General features: G+C 51.7%; 24 protein-coding genes. 21 read left to right on the forward strand and 3 right to left on the reverse strand.

What is annotated here, in order from left to right:
• Positions 1–50 precede the first annotated feature (50 nt).
• Positions 51–1,103 (reverse strand): HD-GYP domain-containing protein, encoded by a 1,053-nt coding sequence (locus DFP95_RS08305; RefSeq protein WP_115992126.1) that lies wholly within the window; start codon positions 1,101–1,103, stop codon positions 51–53.
• A 269-nt stretch (positions 1,104–1,372) separates the two neighbouring features.
• Between DFP95_RS08305 and DFP95_RS08310 the strand changes: the two genes are divergently transcribed.
• Genes DFP95_RS08310 through DFP95_RS08330 form a run of 5 tightly spaced genes read left to right on the forward strand, consistent with a single transcriptional unit; the run spans position 1,373 to position 6,073 of the window.
• Positions 1,373–2,422 (forward strand): SIS domain-containing protein, encoded by a 1,050-nt coding sequence (locus DFP95_RS08310; RefSeq protein ID WP_115992127.1) that lies wholly within the window; start codon positions 1,373–1,375, stop codon positions 2,420–2,422.
• 20 nt (positions 2,423–2,442) lie between these two features.
• Positions 2,443–3,246 carry a DeoR/GlpR family DNA-binding transcription regulator gene (locus tag DFP95_RS08315; RefSeq protein WP_115992128.1) on the forward strand — a complete coding sequence of 268 codons (804 nt, stop codon included), beginning with the start codon at positions 2,443–2,445 and terminating at the stop codon, positions 3,244–3,246.
• Between the two features lie 7 nt (positions 3,247–3,253).
• Complete coding sequence (locus DFP95_RS08320) at positions 3,254–4,210, forward strand: ROK family protein (RefSeq protein WP_115992129.1); 957 nt, start codon at positions 3,254–3,256, stop codon at positions 4,208–4,210.
• A 32-nt stretch (positions 4,211–4,242) separates the two neighbouring features.
• Positions 4,243–5,097, forward strand: a complete 855-nt coding sequence (gene fba / locus DFP95_RS08325; protein WP_115992130.1) for a class II fructose-1,6-bisphosphate aldolase — start codon at positions 4,243–4,245, stop codon at positions 5,095–5,097.
• 19 nt (positions 5,098–5,116) lie between these two features.
• On the forward strand, positions 5,117–6,073 hold the full coding sequence (locus tag DFP95_RS08330) for a 1-phosphofructokinase family hexose kinase (protein WP_115992131.1): 957 nt from the start codon (positions 5,117–5,119) through the stop codon (positions 6,071–6,073).
• 83 nt (positions 6,074–6,156) lie between these two features.
• Here the strand turns inward: DFP95_RS08330 and DFP95_RS08335 are convergent, their stop codons facing one another.
• Positions 6,157–7,203 carry a ThiF family adenylyltransferase gene (locus DFP95_RS08335; RefSeq protein WP_115992132.1) on the reverse strand — a complete coding sequence of 349 codons (1,047 nt, stop codon included), beginning with the start codon at positions 7,201–7,203 and terminating at the stop codon, positions 6,157–6,159.
• The gene (locus DFP95_RS08340; protein WP_115992133.1) at positions 7,200–7,964 is read right to left on the reverse strand and encodes a molybdenum cofactor biosynthesis protein; all 765 of its coding nucleotides are present in this window, start codon (positions 7,962–7,964) and stop codon (positions 7,200–7,202) included. Before DFP95_RS08340 ends, DFP95_RS08335 begins: the two co-directional genes overlap by 4 nt.
• 115 nt (positions 7,965–8,079) lie before the next feature.
• On the opposite strand from DFP95_RS08340, the gene moaA reads away from it, so the two are divergent.
• From moaA to DFP95_RS08420, 16 genes are all read left to right on the forward strand, one after another.
• Entirely contained in the window at positions 8,080–9,081 is a 1,002-nt protein-coding gene (moaA, locus tag DFP95_RS08345; protein WP_115992134.1) for a GTP 3',8-cyclase MoaA, read from the forward strand.
• Between the two features lie 12 nt (positions 9,082–9,093).
• Complete coding sequence (locus DFP95_RS08350; RefSeq protein WP_115992135.1) at positions 9,094–9,576, forward strand: molybdopterin-binding protein; 483 nt, start codon at positions 9,094–9,096, stop codon at positions 9,574–9,576.
• The gene (locus DFP95_RS08355; protein WP_115992136.1) at positions 9,573–11,006 is read left to right on the forward strand and encodes a bifunctional metallophosphatase/5'-nucleotidase; all 1,434 of its coding nucleotides are present in this window, start codon (positions 9,573–9,575) and stop codon (positions 11,004–11,006) included. The genes DFP95_RS08350 and DFP95_RS08355 overlap by 4 nt, the downstream gene beginning before the upstream one ends.
• A gap of 136 nt (positions 11,007–11,142) precedes the next feature.
• Positions 11,143–11,994, forward strand: coding sequence for an undecaprenyl-diphosphate phosphatase (locus DFP95_RS08360; RefSeq protein ID WP_147304153.1), 852 nt, complete (start codon positions 11,143–11,145; stop codon positions 11,992–11,994).
• A 156-nt stretch (positions 11,995–12,150) separates the two neighbouring features.
• The gene (locus DFP95_RS08365) at positions 12,151–13,266 is read left to right on the forward strand and encodes an HD-GYP domain-containing protein (protein WP_115992137.1); all 1,116 of its coding nucleotides are present in this window, start codon (positions 12,151–12,153) and stop codon (positions 13,264–13,266) included.
• 132 nt (positions 13,267–13,398) lie between these two features.
• Positions 13,399–14,553, forward strand: coding sequence for a radical SAM/CxCxxxxC motif protein YfkAB (gene yfkAB, locus DFP95_RS08370; protein ID WP_115992138.1), 1,155 nt, complete (start codon positions 13,399–13,401; stop codon positions 14,551–14,553).
• Positions 14,554–14,607: 54 nt separating this feature from the next.
• Positions 14,608–15,975 (forward strand): hemolysin family protein, encoded by a 1,368-nt coding sequence (locus DFP95_RS08375; protein WP_115992139.1) that lies wholly within the window; start codon positions 14,608–14,610, stop codon positions 15,973–15,975.
• Positions 15,976–16,015: 40 nt separating this feature from the next.
• Positions 16,016–17,050: a sporulation integral membrane protein YtvI gene (gene ytvI / locus DFP95_RS08380; RefSeq protein WP_115992140.1), complete on the forward strand. Its 1,035-nt coding sequence runs from the start codon at positions 16,016–16,018 to the stop codon at positions 17,048–17,050.
• Between the two features lie 27 nt (positions 17,051–17,077).
• Positions 17,078–17,530: a Fur family transcriptional regulator gene (locus DFP95_RS08385; RefSeq protein ID WP_115992141.1), complete on the forward strand. Its 453-nt coding sequence runs from the start codon at positions 17,078–17,080 to the stop codon at positions 17,528–17,530.
• A 207-nt stretch (positions 17,531–17,737) separates the two neighbouring features.
• Positions 17,738–17,974 carry a spore coat associated protein CotJA gene (locus tag DFP95_RS08390; protein ID WP_115992142.1) on the forward strand — a complete coding sequence of 79 codons (237 nt, stop codon included), beginning with the start codon at positions 17,738–17,740 and terminating at the stop codon, positions 17,972–17,974.
• A 151-nt stretch (positions 17,975–18,125) separates the two neighbouring features.
• Entirely contained in the window at positions 18,126–18,344 is a 219-nt protein-coding gene (locus DFP95_RS29265) for a spore coat protein CotJB (protein WP_245987491.1), read from the forward strand.
• A gap of 15 nt (positions 18,345–18,359) precedes the next feature.
• Positions 18,360–18,929, forward strand: a complete 570-nt coding sequence (locus DFP95_RS08400) for a manganese catalase family protein (protein ID WP_115992144.1) — start codon at positions 18,360–18,362, stop codon at positions 18,927–18,929.
• A gap of 143 nt (positions 18,930–19,072) precedes the next feature.
• Positions 19,073–19,573, forward strand: a complete 501-nt coding sequence (locus tag DFP95_RS08405) for an NfeD family membrane protein (protein ID WP_115992145.1) — start codon at positions 19,073–19,075, stop codon at positions 19,571–19,573.
• A 32-nt stretch (positions 19,574–19,605) separates the two neighbouring features.
• A complete protein-coding gene (locus tag DFP95_RS08410) occupies positions 19,606–21,042 on the forward strand; it encodes a flotillin family protein (RefSeq protein ID WP_181907320.1) in 1,437 nt (478 codons plus the stop codon).
• Between the two features lie 80 nt (positions 21,043–21,122).
• Positions 21,123–22,715: a sensor domain-containing diguanylate cyclase gene (locus DFP95_RS08415; protein ID WP_115992146.1), complete on the forward strand. Its 1,593-nt coding sequence runs from the start codon at positions 21,123–21,125 to the stop codon at positions 22,713–22,715.
• Between the two features lie 253 nt (positions 22,716–22,968).
• Complete coding sequence (locus DFP95_RS08420; protein WP_115992147.1) at positions 22,969–24,030, forward strand: zinc-binding dehydrogenase; 1,062 nt, start codon at positions 22,969–22,971, stop codon at positions 24,028–24,030.
• The last annotated feature ends 19 nt before the right edge of the window (positions 24,031–24,049 follow it).

Below are 24,049 nucleotides of genomic sequence, written 5' to 3' on the forward strand. Positions count from 1 at the left end.
GGCAATTCGCGGGAGGATTTACCGTGAATTGCCTTTTGTCGTTTCGCATTTTACATGAACACTTGCTTGATTTCGATTTGGCGATGGACGGATAAGTCTATGAACTTATCGCCGATTTGAACGAGCGGCCGGAAATAATCGGTGGGATGAGTCATGACGATATTGCCGGATTCCCCGGTCGATAGTTCTACCCTCTTGCCGATGAAATTCGGAATCATATGCCGGATGAAGGTATGAGTAATATCGGGATCTAATTCGTGGAAGCTAAGCGCATGCATCTCCCGCAGTACGAACAATAGATCCCTTTTCTCGCTATAAGCGCGCGAGGAAATCATGGCGCTATACACGTCCGCGACGGCCACGATTCTGGCCATGGGATGGATGTCTTCCCCGGATAAGCCCAATGGGTAGCCTTTGCCGTCCATTCGTTCATGATGCTGTAACGCGGCTAGAGCGATGGCGGGATCTTCGAACGAATTATTCAGAATATCGTAGCCGAATTGAGGATGGTTTTTGATTTCCTCGTATTCCTCGTCGGTTAATTTATTCGGTTTGTTTAGAATGGCCTCGGCGATTTTGCATTTCCCGATATCGTGAAGGAAACCCGCTTTACCGGCCCGCACGGTCTCTTCTTCGCTCCAGTTAAGCCAACGAGCTATGTAGTAGCTAAGCATTCCGACTTGAACGGAATGCTGGTAAGTATAATCGTCCTGGCTGTTCAGCATGAGAAGCAGCGAAACGACATCGCGTTCCATGCGAAAATTGTCCACGAGAGGCTGGAAGCTTTCTTTAATGTCTTCCTCGTAAATTCTGCCTTCCACCAGCGCCCTTTCGAATAATTGTTCCGCGCCGGCTACCGCATCGTGGTAGAGCGGACGAAGCAAGGGGTTATACGCGGGAGCGGACGGTTGTTCTTCGACGACCTCGGCGGATTGGCCGGCCCGCCACTCGATTTCGATGTAGTCGATCTGGTGCTGGTACATCCGGGATAGCTCTTTCTCGTTTAAGGTTGTCCCTTTGGATAGGACGTGAAGCCCAAAGGAATTGAATACATCCTCGGTTAAACGATCTCCTGATCTCACATCTGTAATATGGACCTTCATATGACACCTCGACAGGAAACTCGGATAAAAGACAAATTTCGATTAAATCTTCACAATTTCTATGCTACCAAGTAAAGCGTTTACTTGCAATATAATGTTGCGATATTTCCTCCTAGAATCTGGGTAAGGTAATTGACTTATTGTTTCGCCCCTTGCGGTTATGGCGGCACAGATCTTGCTAATTATTTTCATATTATGATTGAATATTTCATTTATAATGATGTATAATTTCATTAACAAATAATAGAACAAGACAGGAGCGATTCGAAATGAGTAGAGGAACGATTACGTTACCTGAAATAGGCAGCCAGGCAGAAGCTTTGTCGGCGGCTTGGGAACAGTTGAAAATGCAGCAAAACTGGGTACGTGATTACATGGCCAACGGCGAGTACGATGAGGTCGTGTTCATCGGCTCGGGATCTTCCTATTATCAAGCGAAAGTGATGGCGACGACGTTCCGTCAATGGCTTGGGCGCAGCGCGATCGCTCTGCCGTCCTCGGATATTTTCCTGTTCAGGGATCAGTCGGTCGCTCGCGGACGCAAAGTTCTGCTCGTGGGCGTGTCGCGGTCCGGAGAGTCTTCGGAGGTCATTCTGGCGCTGAACTCGGTGGAGGAGCTGTCGAATTGGAGTACTTGCGGCATTACGTGTTACGAATCAAGCAGATTGGGTTTAATGACCGAATGCTTGATATCTCCGCTTGGCAAAGAACAAAGCACGGTGATGACGAAGTCGTTCAGCAGCATGACGTACATGATGCAGGCGGCTATCGCTCAAGCGGCAGGCGGCAACTACGCGGAACAAATGGAAAAGGTACTTGAGCTTCAAGGCGATATCGTGAATTCCGGCCGTGATTTTGCGGAGAGCTTGGTCGCGGCCAACGACTTCATCAAATATATTTATCTTGGAATGGGCGCCTATTACGGGCTGTCGCAGGAAGTCGGGCTGAAGCTGAAGGAAATGTCTTACGTTTGGACGGAGAGCTACGGAACTTTAGAGTTTCGCCACGGACCGAAATCGGTCGTTGAACCGGGGACTCTCGTATGTCTCCTCGTATCCGAGCAAGCGCGAGCGTACGAATTGAAGGTCGCGGAGGAAATGAAAGCGTATGGCGCATTCATTCTGCTCGTAACGACTGCAGGAGGGGAAGATACGGCATTCGCCGACTCGGTATTCGAGATCGGGGCGGCTTCGCTCTCGGATGAAGCGCGGACGGTATTATACCTTCCATTGCTTCAGTATCTCGGATTCTATACCGCGATGAAACGGGGCGTAGATCCGGATCATCCTAGGAATCTAACGCAGGTGGTAACGATCTGATCATAAGGGGAGTCTTGAACATGACACGCAACAAATCGGAACGTCAGGAGCAGGTACTCTCTTATCTTGAAAGGTACGGCAGCATTTCCCTGCCGGAGATGACGGAGAAGTTCGATTGCTCGGAGGCAACGGCAAGACGGGATCTCGACGATTTGGAGAAAACGGGGCGGGTCATCCGTACGATGGGCGGAGGAGCGAAATACGAAAGCGGCGGAATCATTCGCGAGATTCCCTTCCACGAGAAGCAGAGCGCGCTGTTCCGGGAGAAGGAAGCCATCGCCGCTAGAGCCGCGGCGTTGGTAGGGGAAGGCGACGTAGTCGGCTTGACGGGCGGTACGACGACATTCCTGATCGCGAAAGCATTGAAGAAACGCCGCAATATTACGGTGGTGACCAATGCGGTAAACATCGCGATGGAGCTTGCGGACAGCGAGGAGCTTCAAGTCGTGCTGACGGGCGGAGTGTTGCGGAACAGAAGCTTCGAGTTGTGCGGCCCATTAGCGGAGCAAACGGTTAAAGCGTTAAATATACATTTGATGTTCATGGGTGTCGACGGCGTTACGGAACAAGGCGTCAGCACTTATTCGGAGCTTGAAGCCAATATAGCCAACCTCCTCATGAAGAGGTCGGATCGGACGATCGCTGTCTTCGATCGAACGAAGATCGGCAAATCGTCTCTGTTCCAAGTAGCGGATTTTAGAGAATTGCATGCCTGCATTACGGATGGAGTCCCGAACGAAGCTGTATCCAATGCGCTTGAGCTTGCGAACGTAACGATATACATGGCGGATCCGGTTATGACGGTATCCCCGCCGGAAGGGTAGGCCCGCTATGGTCGTATCGATCGGTGTCGACGTCGGAGGAACGAATATCGTTTGCGGAGCGGTGGACGAGAACGGGCGAGTTCTACGGAAGCTAAAACGACCAACGGAAGCTAAGCTAGGGCAAGAATCGGTGTTGAACAGAATAGCGGACATGGTGCGGGTGATTAGGAACGCCATGGCAAGCGAGCATTTCGTCTCATGCGTCGGCGTCGGAATTCCCGGACTCGTCGATTCGAAGAAGGGGATATCCAAGTTCGCGGGTAATCTGAAATGGCGGAACGTGTCCGTCGCGCCTGAGCTGGAGAAACAAATCGGATTGCCGGTTTATATCGATAATGACGTAAGGCTTTATATTTACGGAGAGGCGATTGCGGGAGCGGGTCGGGGATACTCGCACATACTCGGCATTACGATCGGAACCGGCATTGCGGCTGCAATCGTTAACGATGGTAAGCTGCTCTACGGGCATAAGTCGATGGCGGGAGAAATCGGCCATGTCCGAATGGCTGGCGTTGAAGAGAGATGCTCCTGCGGCTTGGTCGGTTGCCTCGAAACGGTCGCTTCCGCTTCCGGCATGGTCAGACAAGCAAAGAAAGCGATCGCCGAAGGCAGGGAGAGCCTGCTTATGCAATGGTTTCCCGGCGGTGATATCGATAAACTAACCGCAGCCGATCTCTCCAAGGCGATGGATGAAGGCGATGCTCTGGCAACGGAAACGATTATCCGGGCGGGCATTCTCAACGGTCAAGCGTTAGCCGCGGCCGCGACGGTGCTTAGCCCCGAGTTGATCGTGGTCGGAGGAGGCGGAGCTTTGGCGGGCGATAGGCTTCTTGGTCCGCTAAGAGATGAATTTTATCGTTTGATCTTGCCCGACTTTCGCGAGGATCTGAAGATCGTAACGGCCGAGCATAACGACGATGCCGGAATTATCGGAAGCGCATTGCATGCCATTCATCAATCATAACGGCAATAGACATCATATCGGAGGAATCTATCATGACATTGGTATCGTCCACCCCGCTACTTGCCAAGGCAAGGGCGGAGGGCTACTGCATCGGAGCGTTTAACGTTCATACGCTCGAGATGCTGCAGGCCGTCGTCGAGGCTGCAGAGGAAACAAGGTCGCCGTTGATCATTCAATCTACCGTAGGTACGGTCAAACACTTGGGGGCCGATTATATCGCCGCCGCGGCTACCATAGCAGCCAATCGAAGCTCTGTGCCGATTGCGCTCCATTTAGATCATTGTTCGGATTTCGGCATCATCATGCAATGCATAAGAGCGGGTTATACATCCGTCATGATCGATGCTTCCCATGAACCCTTCGACCGAAATGTCGCCGAAACGCGTAAAGTCGTCGAAGCCGCCTCGGCAGTAGGCGTTAACGTCGAGGCTGAGCTTGGCAGGGTCGGCGGGGTAGAAGACGATATCATCGTCGACGAACGCGACGCGTTGCTGGCGGATCCCGACGAATGCGCGAGATTCGTGGAAATGACGGGCGTTCATACGTTAGCGCCTGCTATCGGCACCGCCCACGGGATATACAAGGGCGAACCGAATATCGATTTCGACCGGATCGGACGCATCGCTTCCAAGGTGTCTATTCCGCTCGTCCTGCACGGCGGTTCGGGCATTCCCGAGGCGCAAGTAAGGAAAGCCGTATCGCTCGGAATGTCCAAGATGAACGTGGCGACCGAGCTGCGCATCGTCTTCTCGGATGCGATCAAGCGGGTGTTCGCCGATAATCCGGAAGAAAACGATCCGCGCAAATACATGGTTCCGGCCAAGCTCGCGTTGAGAGCGGCGGCAATCGAGAAGATGAGATTATGCGGATCGATCGGCAAAGCATAAGAAGAGGGCGGTTTGACGGATGGAATCGAATGCTAGAGCGAAGATAACGACCGTGACTTTGAACGCGGCCATCGACAAAACGTATTACGTTCCTACCTGGGCCAAGGGAACGGTCATGCGCGCGGAGAAGGTATTGTCCATGGCGGGAGGCAAAGGGGTGAACGTGGCCAGGGTGCTTCATCAGTTGGGGCATCCGGCGATGGCCGCGACCGGATTCGCGAGCGGCTATAACGGTCGATTCATTTCGGATCAAGTGCAGGAGCTCGGAATCGAATCCGAATTCGTCGGCGCGATCGGCGAATCGAGGTTATGCTTGAATTTCATAGACGGAAGGGACGGTTCGTCCACGGAAGTATTGGAACAAGGACCGGAAATCCTTGAGGAGCATCTGGAGAATTTCAAACGAAAGCTTACCCGTCTGTCGGCAGAATCGGCGCTCGTGATTTTCTCGGGCAGCATTCCGCGAGGGCTTTCTCCTTCTCTCTACGCCGAGCTCATCGGGATAACGCGGGCCGAAGGCGCCGAAGTATTCCTGGATGCCAGCGGAGCGCCGTTGACGCAGGGCTTGGTTGCAAAGCCCGGTTTCATTAAGCCGAACGAGGAGGAGATCGTTCCTTTCCTAGCCGGAGACGGCTATGGCAATCTCTTCGACGGGGTATCGTCCTTGATGAACCAAGGGGTTGCTAACGTGGTCGTGACTTTGGGGGGCGAAGGGGCGGTAGCCGGAATTGACGGGTCGCATTACCGAGTCCGAACACCGAAGCTGGACGTGGTTAATACGGTAGGGTGCGGGGATGCTTTCGTGGCTGGATACGCATACGGATTCGTAAGGAAGTGGACGGCAGTCGAGTGCTTGAAGCACGCCGCGGCTGCGGGCTGCGCCAACGCGTTATCTCCCGCAGCCGGCGACATACGGCTATCCGATCACCGCAGGCTGCTTCGCGAGATAGAAGTAGAAGCTTGGAACAGAGAGTGATGTCGGCTTATGAATAAGCCAGGAAATCAAAGCTGCCCCGCATGTCGTCATGATGACGTTATGCGAGGCAGCTTCTTAAACGTTTATTCGCCCATGAGCCCGGCGTACGTACGTCGGGCAAGATAGGATTCGTCCGTGCCCATGACGAGCGCGCGTCCATCCTCGAAGAGCAGGAACGTCAGCCCATCCGGCAAATGCAGCCGCAAGGAGTATGGATTCAGCTCGGTGCGACCCGCGATGCGAAGCCGATGCTCGATCAGGGTAAGGTCCAACGTCATCGGTCTAGCAGGCGTTACCTGAACCGTGTTCCTGCCGCACAGCGAAGCCGCCATCGCGTCGGTCGACTCTTCTCCGTCCAAGATTTCGAATCGACGTTCGCCGCACACGGGGCAAGAAGGCTTTCTCGCGCCGCCGACCGCTAAGGACTGCCATTGGTGCTGCCAGAGATCGATCTGAAGCAACGAGCCGTGCAGAGCTTCGGGTTGCCCCGTTAACAGCTTAATCGCTTCCATCGACTGGATGGAGGCGATCGTATCTATGATCGGCGACAAGACGCCAGCCGTCTCGCACGTATCCAATGCGCCTCCCGGAGGAGGTTCGGGAAACAAGCAGCTCAGGCAAGGCGTCCTGCCCGGCAATATCGTAAGGGACATTCCCGATGCGCCGACCGCTCCGCCGTATATCCAAGGCACGTCATGCTTTACGCTGAATTCGTTGATCAAATATCTAACTCCGAAATTGTCCGTTCCGTCCACGATGATATCCGCCCCGGCCAATAACGTCTCGGCGTTATAAGAAACCAAATCGGCGACATGCGATACGACCTCAATGCCGCTGTTGATTTTCCGTAGGCGATTAGCCGCTGCAATCGATTTGGGCGTAGCGGCGGCCGCATCCGACTCGTCATACAACAGCTGCCGCTGAAGGTTGCTTCGATCGACGATATCCCTATCGATAAGCGTCAGCTTGCCAACGCCGGCACGGGCGAGATGATTTGCCGTCACGCATCCGAGCGCCCCGACTCCGACGATAACCGCATGCGATTGCAACAACAGATCTTGGCCACGATCTCCAATGGAGGAAAATCGGACCTGCCTGGCATATCGCGCATCCCCGCCTTTAGCTGTCATTTCGATTCACCTCCAGATCCGTCAAGCGACGCGGTCGGATCCCACGGTCCTAATTGATGGCCCTTCCACTCCGTTCCGTCCTCGTAAACCTCTTTTTTCCAAATCGGGACCTTCTGCTTCAACCGTTCAATCGCATAACGGCTCGACTCGTAGGCATCCGAACGATGCGAAGAGGAAACCGCGATCGCGACGCTGATTTCTCCGATGCCGACCGTTCCGATTCGATGAGAAATGGCGCACAACGTTCCGGGCCATTTGGCGGATATTTCCTCGCCGATTTGGGCTAGTGCCGCCTTGGCCATGGGTACGTAAGCCTCGTACTCCAGCGTCAGCGTTCTTGTGCCCGCGGTCCATTCCCTCGTCGTACCCACGAAAGCGATCGCCGCCCCGTGATCGGGATGGTATACCTTGGATAGGACCCGTTCGACGAGTATCGGAGCTTCGGTTATGAGAAAGCGCTCATTATCTATTGGCAACTCGGCGTCGTCGCTCGCTGTCACGTCGGAACCGCCGGATACCGGGGGCAGCAGAGCGAGCTCGTCCGAGAGAAATACGGTAGTATCATCATGGGCGTAAGCCTGATTTTGCGCGACGAAGCAAACCGATAGAACAGCGGAGTGCTCCGGAAATCGCACGGCCAGCCGTTGCTTGATCTGACTCGCCAGAAGCTCTGTTTCATCCCAATTCATTTGAAGGGAGCGGGTTCCCACTCGTTCGGCTAACCCGGCAAACAAAGATATCGTCCAAGTATACGTTAACATTATGTACAACATCCTCCCGCAAAGCGTCAAACAATCCATACGGCAAGCATACCATATCGCCTGTGAAAATGTTATGCTATAGGGGTGTTAGAATGGCAAAAAAGGAGTGGGTGGAATGCCGGAATTGATCGATAGGTTCGGGAGACAGCATACCTACTTGCGCATATCCGTAACGGACCGTTGCAATCTGCGTTGCCTTTATTGCATGCCCGAAGAAGGCATGGTTTTCATGGAGCAGGACAAACTGCTCTCCTATTCGCAAATTATCGAAGTCGCGTCGACGGCCGCGAAGCTTGGCATACGGAAATTCAGAATTACCGGCGGCGAACCGTTAGTCAGACCCGGTCTCGAGGAATTGGTAGCCGGTCTGTCGGCATTGCCCGGAGTGGACGATATCTCCTTGACGACCAACGGTTTACTGCTAGCTCCCCAAGCCGCGAAATTAAAACAAGCCGGCTTAAAGCGCGTGAATATCAGCTTGGATACGATGGATGCCACCCGATTCAAGTTTATCGCCCGTCGCGGCGACTTGAATAAAGTATGGGAAGGCATAGAGGCGGCCGTCGAAGCCGGTTTAACTCCGATAAAGCTGAATTGCGTATTGCTAAAGGGGGTAAATGAAGACGAGATCGGGCGGTTCTTGAAGCTTGCGATGGAACAGCCATTACATGTACGATTTATCGAGTACATGCCGATCGGGCACGACGATGCCGGCTGGAGAGATCATTACCTCCCGTTATCCACGGTGCTCGAAGAGGCTAAGCGTCTCGGTTACGAGCTTGAGCAGGCCGAAGGACCGAAAGGCAGCGGGCCGTCGGAAAATTGGCGAATCGCGGGTGGCGTCGGTACGTTCGGGCTCATTCATCCGATCAGCGAACATTTCTGCAAGAGCTGCAATCGCCTGCGGTTAACGGCGGACGGGCACATCAAACCTTGCCTTTACTGGGTGGATGAGCTAAATGTCCGGCCTTCCCTTGGCTCTCCTGAAGCGATGGAACAGTTGTTCCTTAAAGCGATGGCTATCAAGCCGGAGAATCACGAGATGGGCGCATTGCTCGCCGGAGAAACACAAAGCCACGTGCCGACGGTGCGGCGAATGTCGCAAATCGGCGGTTAGGAGAGAAGAAATTTGTCCGTAACCGTTATATTGCCTAACAAATATCAATTCCTTACCGATCCGAAAGCGATGGCTGAACTCTCGAATGACGTTTTTCCGGTGGCTGATCGCGTCCCCGGAACGATCGGAGAGGGATTCGATTTGCAAAGCTGGTATTCGGCCGTCCTGCGGACGGTAACCGATGAAGCGAAGGAGGGCCTGCCTGCGGGTCAACCGACGCATCTGACCGTCCGGGCGGCCGACGAATTTCAAGCGACGATTCCTTGGGGTCAGCTAAGCAAAGCCTTGTTCCAATATGCCGTCGATGGACTCCCGCTCGCGAAAGGACAACCGATTCGTCTATACGTACCGGACGGAACTAGCGCATGTCTTAACGTCAAGAGCGTCGTTACCGTGAAAATCGTATCCGATGCCCTTCTCGGGGAGGATGCGACTTATGGATTTCTGAACGAAGTTTCACCGAGCTTAATGCTTAAAGGACTGAAATCTAGATGAGCGGGCCGAACGTGACGATTACTCTGTTGCACACGAACGATTTGCATAGTCATTTCGAGGAAACGTCAAAGATTGCCGGTTACATATCCGATATAAGAACAAGAGTGGACCCGGATAAGCTGCTCGTCGTCGATTGCGGCGATTTTTTGGATCGCGCCCGAATCGAAACGGAAGGCACCCAAGGGGCAGTGAATCGCGCGATCATCGAGAAAATGGGCTACGATGCGGTAATGCTCGGCAATAATGAAGGGCTGAGCTACGACACGGAGCAATTGGACGAGCTTTTCCACGGAATGTCAGTTCCGATCGTATGCGCCAATATGAAGCTTGCCCGAACGGGAGCGCCTCCCGCTTGGATGATTCCGACGTTAACGGTCGAGAGAGCGGGAATCCGAATCGGATTGATCGGTCTCACTCCCGCTTTCCGAGATTATTACGATCTTCTCGGTTGGGAATCCGCCGATCCACTCGAAACGTTGAGGGAAGAAGCGGAACGTTTGCGCCAAGAAACCGACGTGTTGATTGTTATGTCCCATCTGGGCTTGAAGCAGGACGAACGGATAGCCGTTTCGGTGGAGGGGATCGATCTTATCTTGGGCGGTCACACGCATCATCTTCTGGAGGTTCCGCTTTACGTTGGACAAACCGCGATATGCGCGGCAGGTAAGTTCGGTTTTCATATCGGCCACTTGGAATTGGAGCTCGGAAAGGGAAACAAGCTGATCAAGGTAACCGGGGGGAGTCATCCTACGGACGATTATCCTCCGAACGCCGAATTGGACAAAATCATCGACGACTATCGCAGGCAAGCCAGGCAAAGCTTGGACAGGGAAGTCGCTCATTTAAGCAATGAGCTAACGGTTACTTATGATAAGGAGTCGCCGTTGCCGACGCTCCTTGCCAGCGCGATCCGCAGGCTTACCGATGCGGAGATCGGGCTAGTGAATGCAGGCCAACTGTTGGAAAGCATACCGGCGGGCACGGTAACGGAGGAAACGATTCATGCGATTTGTCCTTCCCCGATCAACCCCTGCCTTACCCGGTTGACGGGACGTCAGATCTTGAGAACGCTGGAAGAAAGCTTGTTGCCCGAATTCCAACAGCTTGAAATCCGGGGATTCGGTTTCCGCGGACGAGTGCTCGGGATGTTATGCTTGGACGGCTTGGAAGTCGCGGTCGATCCCGGGGGAGCTCCCTATCATAAGATCACCGAGATTAAGGTCAATGGACTTGCAATGGATCAAGACAGGCTCTATTCGGTGGGAACATTGGACATGTTCACCTTCGGCGTCGGGTACCTCGGACTAAAGGAAGGGCAGGACGTTCGATATTTTCTCCCCGATTTCATTCGGCACGTCCTGTCGGAAGCGCTCAACGACGAACAGCTGATCGAGGGCTGTCGCACGCCTCGTTGGCGGTATCTTGTTTAAGGGGAATTAGTCCAACTAAGATCAAGTTCAAAAGCCGGCTTGTCGGCACCGAGAAGGTCGAATTCGCGCTTTACTTAATCTCGTGATCGTAAGTCGGCTTTTGAACATCTACAAGAATGAGGAGTGAATGGCTAACATGCTGCATTGGTTCGATTCCATCATACTCGGAATTGTCGAAGGGTTAACGGAGTTTTTGCCCGTTTCATCGACGGGGCATATGATACTGACGAATAAACTGCTCGGATACGAAGAAACGCCGGAACAGCTCAAAACGTTCGAGATCGTCATCCAGTTCGCCGCCATTCTGGCCATCGCGCTCGTATACCGTCGTAAAATATTGCAAGTGTTCGGCATTGGGAAGAAAGAAGCCGTTCGCGGGTTATCGGTCGATTCTTTCCCTAAGAGTCGTCTTAACCTCATCCATGTCGCCTTGGGCATCATTCCTCCATTGGGGATCGCATTCCTCTTCCGCGACTATATTAAGGAAATCGGATTCCACACCGCGCCTGTTCTATGGGCACTCGTAGCGGGCGGGATATACATGTGGGTTACCGAAATTTTGTACGATTCGGGCAAGATCAAGCGGACATCCGAGACGATGGACGACATTACTTACAAACAAGCACTCTTAATCGGCGTTCTGCAATGCGTTTCCGCCGTGTGGCCTGGATTCTCCAGATCGGGCTCCACGATCGCCGCAGGCATGCTCGGGGGAGTCAGCTACCGCGCTTCCGCGGATTTCTCCTTCTTCATTGCCATACCGATCATGACGGTCGCCACCGGGTATGAAGTGTTAAGCAATCTGGACAATTTCCGTTCGGGTCAAATCGATCTTGGATTCCTGTTAACCGGATTCATTGTTTCTTTCTTCGTGGCTTGGATCGTCGTAATCGGTTTCTTGAAAGTATTGCAGAAGCTTAAGTTGAAATATTTCGCTTGGTATCGTTTCTTGATCGCGGCTCTATTCTATGTATTCATTATGAGATAAACAAGCTCGTGATGAATAATGTCGATTTTTGCGGGAAAATGCGAAATTTCCGATGGAAATCTCTAAACAATAAATAAAAGATTTCCGATGTAATGAATAAGGGAATTTTTGCCTTCTTGCATAAAATCGATTGATAGAAGGAGGAATAATGACGAAATGCGCATGATGCCGATTTCTTTAAGTCGGCCGGGCATGAAGCTGGCCAAGAAAATCTATTCGGACGACGGCATCGTGCTGTTGGCGGAAGGAGTCGAGTTGACTGCTTCGCTTATCCGCAGGCTGGGAGAGTGCGGAATAAGTTTTCTTTATATACAAGATGCCAAGACCGAAGACTTAGTCATTCCGGAACTGCTTACCGATGAGACGCAACGGCGTACGATACAAGCGATACGATCTGCATTCCGCGACTTCATCGATCTACCCCACAAACGAAAAAGCGGTAATTACCCGTACGTAGGGCATAAAATGCGACAAGTCATGCAACTCATCATGGATGATCTTAGCCGCAGTCAAGACGCCATGATCATGTTAATGAATTTGCATACGGTCGATCATTATTTATATAAGCACTCGCTGAACGTATGTGTGTATACGACTTTGCTCGGAATGGCGAGAGGATATACCCACGAACAGTTGGTAACGTTAGGCCTCGGAGCGCTTCTGCACGATATCGGCAAGACGCAAATATCGATGCAGGTGTTGTTGAAGCCGGGAGCATTAACGGCGTACGAATTCGATGAAATGAAGAGGCATACCGAGCGCGGGTATTATTTACTCAAAGACGAGCCTAACATTCCGTTGTTGGCTGCTCATTGCGCTTACCAGCATCATGAGCGAATCAACGGCTCCGGGTACCCTAGAGGAATCAAAGGCGACGAAATCCATGATTACGCGAAGTGGATCGGCATCGTCGACTCCTACGACGCCATGACTAGCCACCGAGTGTACAGAAACGCCATGCTTCCGCATCAAGCGGTCGAGGCTTTGTACTCGGGAAGCGATATTCTGTACGATACGTCTATGCTGCAATTGTTCCGGGATAAGGTGGCGATATATCCGATCGGATTGACGGTAAAGCTGAACACGGGCCAAAGCGCCGTCGTCAGCGATATCAATTCCACCTGCGTGCACCGTCCTGTCATCCGAGTGCTCACGGACGAATACGGCATGGAGCTTAAGTCTCCGTTCGATATGGATTTATCCAAAAACCTGAACGTGCTGATCTCGAAAATCGAACTGGGCACGGAGGAAATCAGTCCGATAACCGCATAATCGATAACGGCTGTCCTCTTGCGATTATTAATCGCAATAAGGACAGCTTGTTTTGTTTCATGTAATAGTTTGTTTTATTTCCTCCCGACCAGTACAATAAAAGGAACGTAACAGACGACAGGAGTATTGATTATGCAAGGTATTTCCCATCCCGCAGCAGTGGCACCATTCGCGCCGCCATCAGGCTGGAGAGCACTAACCCCGGAGAATGATCCATGGGATCCCATTCGTTCGTTGCAACGGTTCGGACGTCACGAGTTAACGAGCGTGGAATTGACCGTTACCCATCTTTGCAATATGAGATGCGAGCATTGCGCCGTTGGCGATAGCTTAACGATGAAGGAGGCGCCTCATCTCCCGCTTGAGCTCGTATTGAGGAGATTGGACGAGGTCGAACATCTGGAAACGATAAGCATGACCGGAGGAGAACCGACGTTCAGCATGGAGACGGTTCGTAATATCGTTATACCCGTATTGAAATATGCCCGCTCCCGGGGGATTCGCACGCAGTTGAATTCGAACGTAACGATGGATTACGAAAGATATGAACTCATCGCTCCTTATTTGGACGTCATGCACATATCTTTTAATTATACGCAGCCGGAAGACTTCCATGAGGTCGGATTCGCCCGTACAGGGCGCAACGTCAGTGCCGATACGACTTCTAAAATGTTCGAACGCATGATCGATAATACGCGAAAGCTAACGAAAGGCGGTCTATTCGTATCCGCCGAGTCCATGATCAATTATCGTACGTATAAGAAAATTGCCGATATACATCGAATTATCGCCGAGATGGGTTGTCAACGCCACGAGGTTCACCCGATGTATCCGAGCTCCTTCGCATCGGGACTTCCAGCGGTTACGCGCACCCAAATGTTCGAAGCGGTCGAGACCTTGCTAGACAACCGCAATCCCGACATCTGGATGCTGTTCGGCACGTTGCCTTTTTTCGCTTGCAGCGAAAACGAAGAAGAAAGACGGTTAGTGAGAAGATTATGGGAAGAAAATAAAGTTACCGTCCGCAATGATCCGGATGGACGAAATCGGGTAAATGTAAATATGTTCAGCGGAGACGTATACGTTACGGACTTTGCGTCCGTACCTTCCTTCGGCAACATCCAACAAGAGAAGCTGGACGACGTCTTCGCCAAGTGGAGAGAGCATCCGATGCAACAAGCGGTTAATTGCCATTGTCCCGCGGCAAGCTGCTGCGGTCCGAATTTACTCGTTTCCGACATGTACTACCGCGATACCGATTTCAAGACCAGAAGAGCAATCCCCTAAGGCTATGGTCAATAATTAGTCGTTCACGGGGCAGATGAGGAGGAGCAGAATTACTTGGAGCTACAATGGGGTTTGATTTTTTGGAATGTTGTTCTTGTTCTGTTCTTGGTACTTCTTAACGGATTTTTCGTTGCATCGGAATTCGCGTTGGTGAAAGTCCGTCAAACACGCCTCACCCAGCTTAGCAATGAAGGCAATGTCATGGCCAAATACGCCCTTAAAGTGAATAAAAGACTCGATGCGTACTTGTCGGCGACGCAGCTGGGCATTACTTTGGCTTCCCTTGGACTCGGATGGGTGGGAGAGCCGGCCATCGCCGATTTGATCATCGCGCCGCTGCTCCACGATTTCGGAGTAACCGACGATACGGTCATTCATACGATCGCTTTCACGGTCGCGTTCTGCGTCATAACGTTCTTACATATCGTTCTAGGGGAATTGGCGCCGAAATCGCTTGCCATTCAGCGTTCCGTCGGCGTTTCCTTGTGGCTATCTTGGCCGCTGTTAATGTTCTACCGGATATTCCTTCCCGTCATATGGTTTCTTAACGGAACGGCAAACCGGCTGCTTAAGTTGGTCGGCGTGGAACCGGCGGGCGAGCATGAAGCAGCTCACACGGAGGAAGAAATCCGTATCCTTATGAGCCAGAGCGCCAAGAGCGGCATTATAGACAAAGACGAGATGACTTTATTCGATAACGTTTTCGAGTTCGCGGACCGCGTCGCCCGCGAAATCATGCTCCCTAGGACGGATATGGACTGCTTATTCGCGAACTTGTCTTATGAAGAGAATATGAAGCTGATCTACTCGACGAAGCATACCCGGTATCCGGTAGGCTTAGAAGATAAGGACCAAATTCTCGGCTTCGTCCATATTACGGACTTATTGACGGCGGATCCGGACGTCGAGCATAATTTGAAAGATTTCCTGAGACCGATTCTAAGCGTTCCGGAATCGATGGAAGTCAGCAAAATCTTGAAGCTCATGCAACGAAGGAAATCCCAGGTAGCGATCGTAATCGACGAATACGGCGGAACGGCAGGTATGCTGACCGCGGAGACGATCATCGAGGAGCTCGTAGGGGAGCTTCACGACGAGTTCGACGACGAACTCCCAACCGTCGTAGTCAAAGGGGAATTAACGTCCGTCGACGGACGTATTCTTATTGAAGACGTAAATGATCTGTTGGGTCTTGATATCGAGGACGAGGAAGTGGATTCTATCGGCGGATGGTTGTTCAATCACCTCGAAGGCAATATCTCCAAAGGGCAGAAAGTCATACACGAAGGTTACGTGTTCGAGATTGCGCAAACCGAACGATTAAGAATCCAGCGGGTTCACATCTATAAGAACAAGATCGCCGTCGTTGGAACTTCCCTATTGGAATCGGAAACGGAATCGCAACCGCGACCGAAGGACTAATTCAAGGGACAGGCAATGCAGGGAAGAAAGGAGATAGGCCATGCCGATTCGCGCATTGCTCTTGATGATCGTTTCGCTTGCTTTTCTTTATTTGTTTTTTACGGTGGGAGCTCCTTTCCTGCTCGCTTTAGTAGCGGCCGTCTTCCTGGAGCCGCTAACGGTGTTCCTTATGAAGAGTACGCGAATGAATCGGTTAGCGGCTTCGACGATCTCAAGCACGTTGTTTACCGTCATTCTCCTAGGCTTGCTCGGACTTATCGGTATGAAGCTTGTAAGCGAGTTGAAAGCTTTCTTCGATAAGCTTCCGACCATGCTCGAGAGCGCGAACGATTACATACGGGATCTCATAGAGAAAGCTCAGCAGTATTCGTCTAACGGCGCGACGCCCGTGCCGGATCAATTGGAGCAATGGCTCTCCAACGCCACGTCGGCGCTAGCCCAATTATCCGCGAAAATCTCCGGTATATTGCTCGGCTTCGCATCCGGAATTCCCGACTTTTTTATTTTCTTCATCGTGTTCTTAGTAGCTGTATACTTGTTTGCATTCAGCTTGCCTCTGATGAAAGTATCTTTTCTCTCTTTGTTCGAGGAAAAATCCAGAATACAAGTCGAGGATGTACTGTTCAGTCTTCGCAAGTCGGTATTCGGTTTTCTCCGCGCGCAACTGCTGCTAAGCGTTATTACTTACGTCTTATCGTTCATAGGACTGCTGATTATCGGAACCGGATATCCCCTGGCCATATCCCTTCTCATCGTAGTCGTGGATATACTGCCCGTTCTAGGCGTCGGCTCGGCGCTCGTACCGTGGGCGGTATACCAGATCATCATCGGTAACGTTTATACGGGAGTCGGCTTGATTCTATTGTTCTTGATCATAACGGTCGTCCGGAGGATCGTAGAACCTAAGATTCTCGGAGACGCCGTAGGAATCGGAGCCTTATCGGCTTTAATAAGCTTATATGTGGGATACGAGCTCGTAGGCGTAGTAGGAGTGTTTCTTGGCCCGATCGTCGTTATCGTGTTCATGGCCATGCGCAAAGCCGGATTATTCGACTTCAAGATCAAATTTCAGTAGGCCGACGGACAGTTGACCAAGAAGGGAATGGGTAGAGTCTTGTCAGAGCAGGGGCACAATTCGGATCAGGAAATGCTGGCGACGATGTCTAGGCACGGATGGAGAATTACCGACCAACGAAGAACGTTGGCGCAAATCTTCACGAGCAACGAGGGCTATTTATCCCCTAAGGACGTTTATGATCAGATGAGCTTGAAGTATCCAAGCGTGAGCTTCGACACCGTCTATCGAAATCTGCGAATGCTGAGCGAGATGAACGTGCTGGAGCAATTTTATTTCATGGAAGGCGGCTTGAAATTCAAGGCAAGCTGCTTGGACCACCATCATCATCATTTGATTTGCATCAACTGCGAGAAGACTCTGACGTTCGAATATTGCCCGATGGAGCAACAGATGGCATTACCGGGCAATTATAAAATATTGAACCATCGCTTCGAGATTTACGGGCTTTGCGAGGAGTGCCAAGAATCGACGGTTTGAGATCGGAAGTAGAAAGTCCCAATGAACTGCGGCAGCGCGGTTCATCGGGACTTTTTTCTTTGCTGCCGAACAGGCGTCGTCACTAACGATGGAATTCCCCCAAAAAGAAGTCAGAAGTTTCGAATACGGGGCATAGGCTATAAGCGGAGCGGAATTCCAGTCTCGAGCTAACGCGAGGCTGTCCCAACTTCAAAGGAGGAGAATTTCATGTATGATGCCCAATGGCGAGACTACATGCCCTATGTCAGTCCCAATGATCCGTGTCCCCCGATTCGCGTGAAGTGGTACATCGTGCCGCCGAACCAGTATATTAACTTCCAACCGATGAACCTTCCGCAATTTTCATTGGACGAAGCGTTAAGAAAGGGCACGTTATGGCCGGCGCTATACAGCCCTTACCCTTCTAGGCGAGGAACGTCCAAAGGAGGCAAAAGCAATGGTTGATCGGTTCGATCAGGATGAGCGCGATCGCAACGAGCGCTATGATCGTTACGACCGAAACGACAGACGCGAGCGAAGCGATCGAAACGAACGGAGCAATAAGCCGGATCCGAATGTCCGGGGAGACGATGCTTACCGCAAAGAGCTCGAGGAATTGCAGAAGGTCGATTTCGCACTAGTGGAGCTAACCTTGTACTTGGATACCCATCCGACGGATATGCAAGCGGTACAACAGTTTAATCAGCTTGCGCAACGGCGGCAGCAATTGGCTAACGAGTTCGAAATGAAATACGGCCCGTTGCTTCAATTCGGTCATAGTTTTAGCCGGTTTCCATGGCAATGGGCGGATAGTCCTTGGCCTTGGCAAGTGTGAGGAGGAGGCGAGCGCATGTGGATCTATGAGAAGAAGCTCCAGTATCCCGTTCGAGTGAGCAAGTGCGATCCTCGAATGGCCAGGTATCTTGTAGAGCAATACGGCGGAGCGGACGGGGAGCTTTCCGCGGCTTTGCGATACTTAAACCAGAGGTACACGATTCCCGACAAGGTCATCGGATTATTGACGGATATTGGAACCGAAGAATTCGCGCATCTCGAGATGATCGCGACGATGATCTATAAGCTGACGAAGGATTCTACCCCGGAACAGCTGGAGGCCGCGGGGCTAGGCGCTAACTTCGTTAATCACGACGGTGCCATGTTCTACAATAACGCGGCAGGAGTGCCATGGACGGCTGCTTACATCGGCACCAAGGGCGATCCGATAGCGGATCTCTATGAGGATATCGCGGCGGAGGAGAAAGCAAGGGCGACCTATCAATGGCTCATTGATTTTACGGACGACGTCGACATCCAAGATAGTCTTAAATTTCTGCGCGAGCGGGAAATCGTGCATTCGTTGAGGTTCAAGGAAGCCGTGGAGATGCTGAAGGCGGATCGGGAGCAGAAAAAAGTTTATTAGTTAGCATACGGTTCCAGGCAAAACCTGCCCCGGCGACAAAAGTCGTGAGGCAGGTTTATTTCTTGGATAAAAGGAGTAACTTTCCAAATTTGTTAACGTATTACCTCATAAGGACGCAAAATCTTGAGAGAGGGGGGGTTGATATGGAAACGTTAATGATCGTGTTATTCGGAATCGGAGTTGCTTACGCGGTTATTACGGCGATCGTCGGAGATTTATTCGGTTTGGAAATCCATGCTGGAGAGCTGCCTTTTCTATCGCCGACGATCATAGCGACATTCTTGACCGTATTCGGAGGGATCGGATATATGCTACTGCATAATACCGATTGGACGACTTTGCCGGTGGCGGGAGTATCCTTGTTGATCGCGCTCGGAGTTTCATCCGCCGTGCTCTTCCTGGTCGTCATCCCGCTTCAAGCCGCGCAGAAAGGAACGGCGCTTTCATCCAAGGCGATGATAGGCCTAGAAGCCAAAGTCATCATATCGATCGAGGCACTTAGATTAGGAGAAATCGTCTATGAGCAAGGCGGAACGCGTCATAACGCTCCAGCCAAAGCCGTCGAGGATGCCGTAATCGCCCAAGGAAGCCAAGTAAGAATAGTGGACGAGATGGCGGGAACTTTCGTAGTGGAGAAGGTTTAATTTTTTATTCGCATAAAGAGAGGAAGATTGCATTGAACCTAGACGCAACCGTATATATTCCCGTAGGCATCGTCATTGTCATCGTATTGCTTATTATCGTATTCGCATCCAGATACCGTACCGTTAAAGCCGATGAGGCCATGATCGTTACGGGAGCGCTCACCCGCGACGGGATGAAAATCGTTAAAGCCGGCGGTACGTTCGTATGGCCGATCGTCCAAAGCTCATCTTTCCTATCGCTGCAGGTGCAGACTGTGGATGTCCATACGCCCGAGGTTTATACCGTGCATGGCGTTCCCGTAATGGTCGACGGAGTGGCTCAGATCAAGATCAAGGGAGACCAAGAGTCGATGGCTACCGCCGCGGAGCAGTTTCTCGGGAAGCCCGACGCCGAGCTTAAGGGAATCGCCACGCAAACGATGGAAGGGCACCTTAGGGCGATCTTGGGAACGATGACCGTCGAGGACGTGTACAAAAATCGCGAAGAGTTCGCAAGGAACGTTCAAGAGGTGGCTGCTAGCGACCTGAATAAGATGGGCTTGCAAATCGTATCGTTCACGATTCGCGACGTAAGAGACAAGAACGGATATTTGGACGCGCTAGGCCAGCCGCAGATCGCGTCGGTCAAGAGAGACGCCGAAATCGCCAAGGCTAATGCCTACAGGGACGAACAGGTAGCGAAATCCAAGGCGCTTGAGGACGGGAAGAAGGCCGAATTCACGGCGGAGACGAATATCGCCGAGGCCCACAAGGCGATGGAAGTGAAGAAAGCCGCGTTTAAGCAGGAGCAAGACATGAAGAAGGCGGAAGCCGATCAAGCTTATAAGCTGCAGGAAGCCCGTACCATGCAATCGGTCAAAGCCGAAGAGATGCAAATTCAAGTTATCGAACGGGAAAAGCAGATCGAGCTAGAGTCCAAGGAGATTGAGCGCAGGGAGAAGGAACTGGTAGCTACGGTCAAGAAGCAGGCGGAAGCGGAACGGTTCGCCCAGGAGCAACGTGCCGAAGGAGACCGCTACCAGATCGAGGCCAAGGCGAAAGCGGAAGCGGAATCGGTCAGACTGGCGGGTAACGCGAACGCGGATAGAGAACGCGCCGAAGGAACGGCTCAGGCGGACGTCATTCGGTTGAAAGGGTTAGCGGAGGCGGAGGCTAAGGACAAGATTGCGGATGCCTTGCGCAAATACGGCGAAGCGGCCGTCATCGAGCTTATCGTGGAGAAGTTCCCGGAAATCGCGAGGGCCATCGCGGAGCCGCTGTCGAAGACGGAGAAAATAGTCATCGTGGACGGCGGAGGCAGCGGGCCAAACGGAGGCGCCGGCAAAGTCACGGGTTATGTGACCGATTTAATCGCCAAGATGCCGGAAACCGTAGGCGCGCTGACCGGAGTGGATATCAATCAATGGTTGCGCAAAATGGCGCAAGGGGATATGTCTGTGAAGAAAGATATTTCTGGCGGAGAAATCTAGCTAAGCGGAGTAGATCGCAAGGGAATTGTAGATTTATGTCGAATAAATGAATCTACCAACAGTTACAGGGAGATTTATTTATGCGGCTTATTAAACGAGGATTCAAATTACGATCGACCGTAAACGCGATCGTGTTCGCGACTGTTTTGGCAACGCTTACGATAAGCTCCGTCGTCGCCTATCGAAGCGAGAAACAATCGCTAACCCGGACGACCTTGCAGCTTAACCAAGTTTATGGGGACAAAATGTCGGACACCGTCAACGATTTATTCGTTAATTTGAAGCAGAGCCTAGCCGTTACCGGAGATTTCTTAGCTACGGATATGGGGAGGACCGATCTTCACGATCAATTGATTCTGTTTCGGAGGAGCCACTCCTCTTTCAATTCGGTGTTCATAATCGATAAAGACGGTTTCGTCTTGGACGGCTCCAATACGGACTCGAACGCTAAGAAGAACAAAATCACTTCCGATGGCATAACCCAAGCGCTTCAAGTTCAGCAACCGCTTATTTCCGAGCCTTATATAAGCGCGACTAACAAGCTGATCGTTATGGTAAGCTATCCCCTTTTCGATCCCGAAGGGAAATACGTCGGATTTATAGGCGGATCTATTCGCCTGCACGAGACTAACATTTTTCAAACCGTGCTCGGCAATAAGTCCTATCAATCCAATGGTTCTTATGCGTACGTCGTCAGTTCTACCGGTCTTCTTTTGTATCACCCCGACGAGAGCCGAATCGGGGAGAAGGTCGTGGGCAACCCGATCGTAGACAAAGTGTTAGCCGGCCAAAGCGGTACGGGGCACGTCGTGAACTCTAAGGGATTATCCATGCTGGCCAGCTACTCTTTCGTCAAAGAGGGCGGCTGGGGAATCGTGGCGCAAACTCCCGAAGAGGTTGTTTTATCCGCGTCCAGAGAGTTGGTATTCAAAATCGTTTTGTACATGCTTCCGGCAATGCTCGCCTTCATGATTCTGATATATTGGGTTATCGGGAAGCTGTCTGCCCCGTTGTCGAAGCTGGCTACGTTCGCTTCTCAGCTATCTCCGAGCAACAGCGGCGGGGATGAGCCGCCCGTCATCCATGCGTTCAATTACGAAGCGAACGAGCTGCACAAGGCGATAGGCAGAGCCGTTCGCCATTTCCGGTACCAATTCGACAACGTGTCCATGGAGGCGCAAACAGACCCGTTAACCGGTCTGTACAACAGAAGGATGATGGATCGGTTCGTGAAAAACTGGATCGCTCAAAGCGTTCCGTTTTCCATCATGGTCATGGATTTGGATAACTTCAAAAGAGTGAACGATACTTACGGTCACGATAAAGGCGACGAAGTATTGAAATTCCTCGCGATCTCGATTAGGCGTTTATTGAGCGAAGCGTCCGTCTGCTGCAGATTCGGCGGAGAAGAATTCGTCGTGCTCATTCCGAACGAGAATTTCGAGAATGCGTTGTGCGAAGCCGAGAAGATTCGCGAATTTATGGCGGAGACTTCAAGTCCCACCGGTGATAAAGTAACGTTGTCTATCGGATTAGCCCATTACCCCGGCTTCGCAAGCAATGCCGAGCAGTTATTCCATATCGCCGACGAAGCGTTGTATCGGGCGAAGCGGCTTGGAAGAAACCGCGTGGAGATCGCCCACGAGGCCGTTTTTGAAGGGAAGACCAGTTAATTCCTAATCGGCAATATAAAGGCTTTTTCCCGATTGAACCAGGGAAAGAGCTTTTTTGCTATTTTCAGAACATGACGAATCGATGAAGATTTAATAAAAGGGAATGCTACAGTTGACCTGTATAAATGATAAATATCCATTGATCACTGCTAACAACATGTCGGAAAATGTCTTATATAATAGGGATGTAAGCGCTACAACAACTTCGCGGAAATGATTAACAAACAATACTACATGTATGGAGGATATAAGGATGCCAAAACAACTCATTGCGCAAGCGCCGAAGAAAGCAGCTATCGTTTCTTACGAGGAAAGAGAAATGAAACCGAACGAAGTCAGAGTTAAGATCGAGAATGCTTCGCCTAAACACGGTTCCGAACTAGCCGGATTTCGCGGCGAGAGCCCGCATACGGCGGACTACTTCGACGAAGAATGGAATATGTTCCTGCCTCGAGATCCTAAGGATGTCTCAACGGACGGTGGATTCGGGAGATGGAATCTCGGTAATCAATGGGTCGGCGTTATCGTCGAAGCGGGGTCCGAAGTTACGGAGTATGCGGTCGGAGAGCGAGTATGCAGCTACGGCGGGGTTCGTGAGACCCACCTGGTTAACGCGGTCGACAACTATTATTTGAAAAAAGTACCCGACGGAATGTCATGGAAAAACGCCGTATGTTTCGATCCCGCGCAATTCGCTCTCGGAGGAATTCGGGACGCGCACGTTCGGGCGGGAGATCGCGTAGCGATATTCGGTTTGGGAGCGATTGGACAAATCGCCGCGCAAATGGCGAAGCTCGCGGGAGCAAGCTGGGTTGCCGTCATCGATCCGATCGAGAAGAGGCGCGATGTCGCTCTCGGCAACGGCGCCGATGCGGCGTTCGATCCGATTAACCAAGACATCGGCCTGGAATTGAAGAAGGCGACAGGCAAACTGGGCGTCGATGTCATTATTGAAACGAGCGCAAGCGAATTCGCGCTTCAACAATCGCTTAGAGGTCTTGCTTACGGCGGAACGATCGCATTCGTAGGCTGGGCGAGAGCATTTAAGGGCGGTTTGGATTTCGGTCGCGAGGCGCATTTCAACAATGCGAAGATCGTATTCTCCCGTGCTTGCAGCGAGCCGAATCCGGATCATCCGCGTTGGAGCTGGCGCCGCATCGAAGACGTATGCTGGGATATGCTCAAGAGCGGACAAATCGATTGCGAGCATATCATCAATCCCGTCGTTCCGTTCGAAGAGTCCGCCGAGGGTTACGAGCAATATGTGGATCAACGCCCCGATCTTAGCATTAAGCTGGGAGTTACCTTTTCCTGATTAATGCTCCGCCCGGAGG

The organism is Cohnella lupini (assembly GCF_003386205.1).
Classification (GTDB): Bacteria; Bacillota; Bacilli; order Paenibacillales; family Paenibacillaceae; genus Cohnella; species Cohnella lupini.

Excerpts from the sequence above, each read along its gene's own strand:
- DFP95_RS08385 (WP_115992141.1), top strand. The coding sequence starts at position 17,078 with ATGGGTAGAGTCTTGTCAGAGCAGGGGCACAATTCGGATCAGGAAATG.
- fba (WP_115992130.1), top strand. The coding sequence starts at position 4,243 with ATGACATTGGTATCGTCCACCCCGCTACTTGCCAAGGCAAGGGCGGAG.
- DFP95_RS08405 (WP_115992145.1), top strand. The coding sequence starts at position 19,073 with ATGGAAACGTTAATGATCGTGTTATTCGGAATCGGAGTTGCTTACGCG.
- DFP95_RS08330 (WP_115992131.1), top strand. The coding sequence starts at position 5,117 with ATGGAATCGAATGCTAGAGCGAAGATAACGACCGTGACTTTGAACGCG.
- moaA (WP_115992134.1), top strand. The coding sequence starts at position 8,080 with ATGCCGGAATTGATCGATAGGTTCGGGAGACAGCATACCTACTTGCGC.
- DFP95_RS08320 (WP_115992129.1), top strand. The coding sequence starts at position 3,254 with ATGGTCGTATCGATCGGTGTCGACGTCGGAGGAACGAATATCGTTTGC.
- DFP95_RS08420 (WP_115992147.1), top strand. The coding sequence starts at position 22,969 with ATGCCAAAACAACTCATTGCGCAAGCGCCGAAGAAAGCAGCTATCGTT.
- DFP95_RS08390 (WP_115992142.1), top strand. The coding sequence starts at position 17,738 with ATGTATGATGCCCAATGGCGAGACTACATGCCCTATGTCAGTCCCAAT.
- DFP95_RS08355 (WP_115992136.1), top strand. The coding sequence starts at position 9,573 with ATGAGCGGGCCGAACGTGACGATTACTCTGTTGCACACGAACGATTTG.
- DFP95_RS08415 (WP_115992146.1), top strand. The coding sequence starts at position 21,123 with ATGCGGCTTATTAAACGAGGATTCAAATTACGATCGACCGTAAACGCG.
- DFP95_RS08360 (WP_147304153.1), top strand. The coding sequence starts at position 11,143 with ATGCTGCATTGGTTCGATTCCATCATACTCGGAATTGTCGAAGGGTTA.
- DFP95_RS08315 (WP_115992128.1), top strand. The coding sequence starts at position 2,443 with ATGACACGCAACAAATCGGAACGTCAGGAGCAGGTACTCTCTTATCTT.
- ytvI (WP_115992140.1), top strand. The coding sequence starts at position 16,016 with ATGCCGATTCGCGCATTGCTCTTGATGATCGTTTCGCTTGCTTTTCTT.
- DFP95_RS08310 (WP_115992127.1), top strand. The coding sequence starts at position 1,373 with ATGAGTAGAGGAACGATTACGTTACCTGAAATAGGCAGCCAGGCAGAA.
- yfkAB (WP_115992138.1), top strand. The coding sequence starts at position 13,399 with ATGCAAGGTATTTCCCATCCCGCAGCAGTGGCACCATTCGCGCCGCCA.
- DFP95_RS08400 (WP_115992144.1), top strand. The coding sequence starts at position 18,360 with ATGTGGATCTATGAGAAGAAGCTCCAGTATCCCGTTCGAGTGAGCAAG.
- DFP95_RS08340 (WP_115992133.1), bottom strand. The coding sequence starts at position 7,964 with ATGTTAACGTATACTTGGACGATATCTTTGTTTGCCGGGTTAGCCGAA.
- DFP95_RS08335 (WP_115992132.1), bottom strand. The coding sequence starts at position 7,203 with ATGACAGCTAAAGGCGGGGATGCGCGATATGCCAGGCAGGTCCGATTT.
- DFP95_RS08305 (WP_115992126.1), bottom strand. The coding sequence starts at position 1,103 with ATGAAGGTCCATATTACAGATGTGAGATCAGGAGATCGTTTAACCGAG.
- DFP95_RS08365 (WP_115992137.1), top strand. The coding sequence starts at position 12,151 with ATGCGCATGATGCCGATTTCTTTAAGTCGGCCGGGCATGAAGCTGGCC.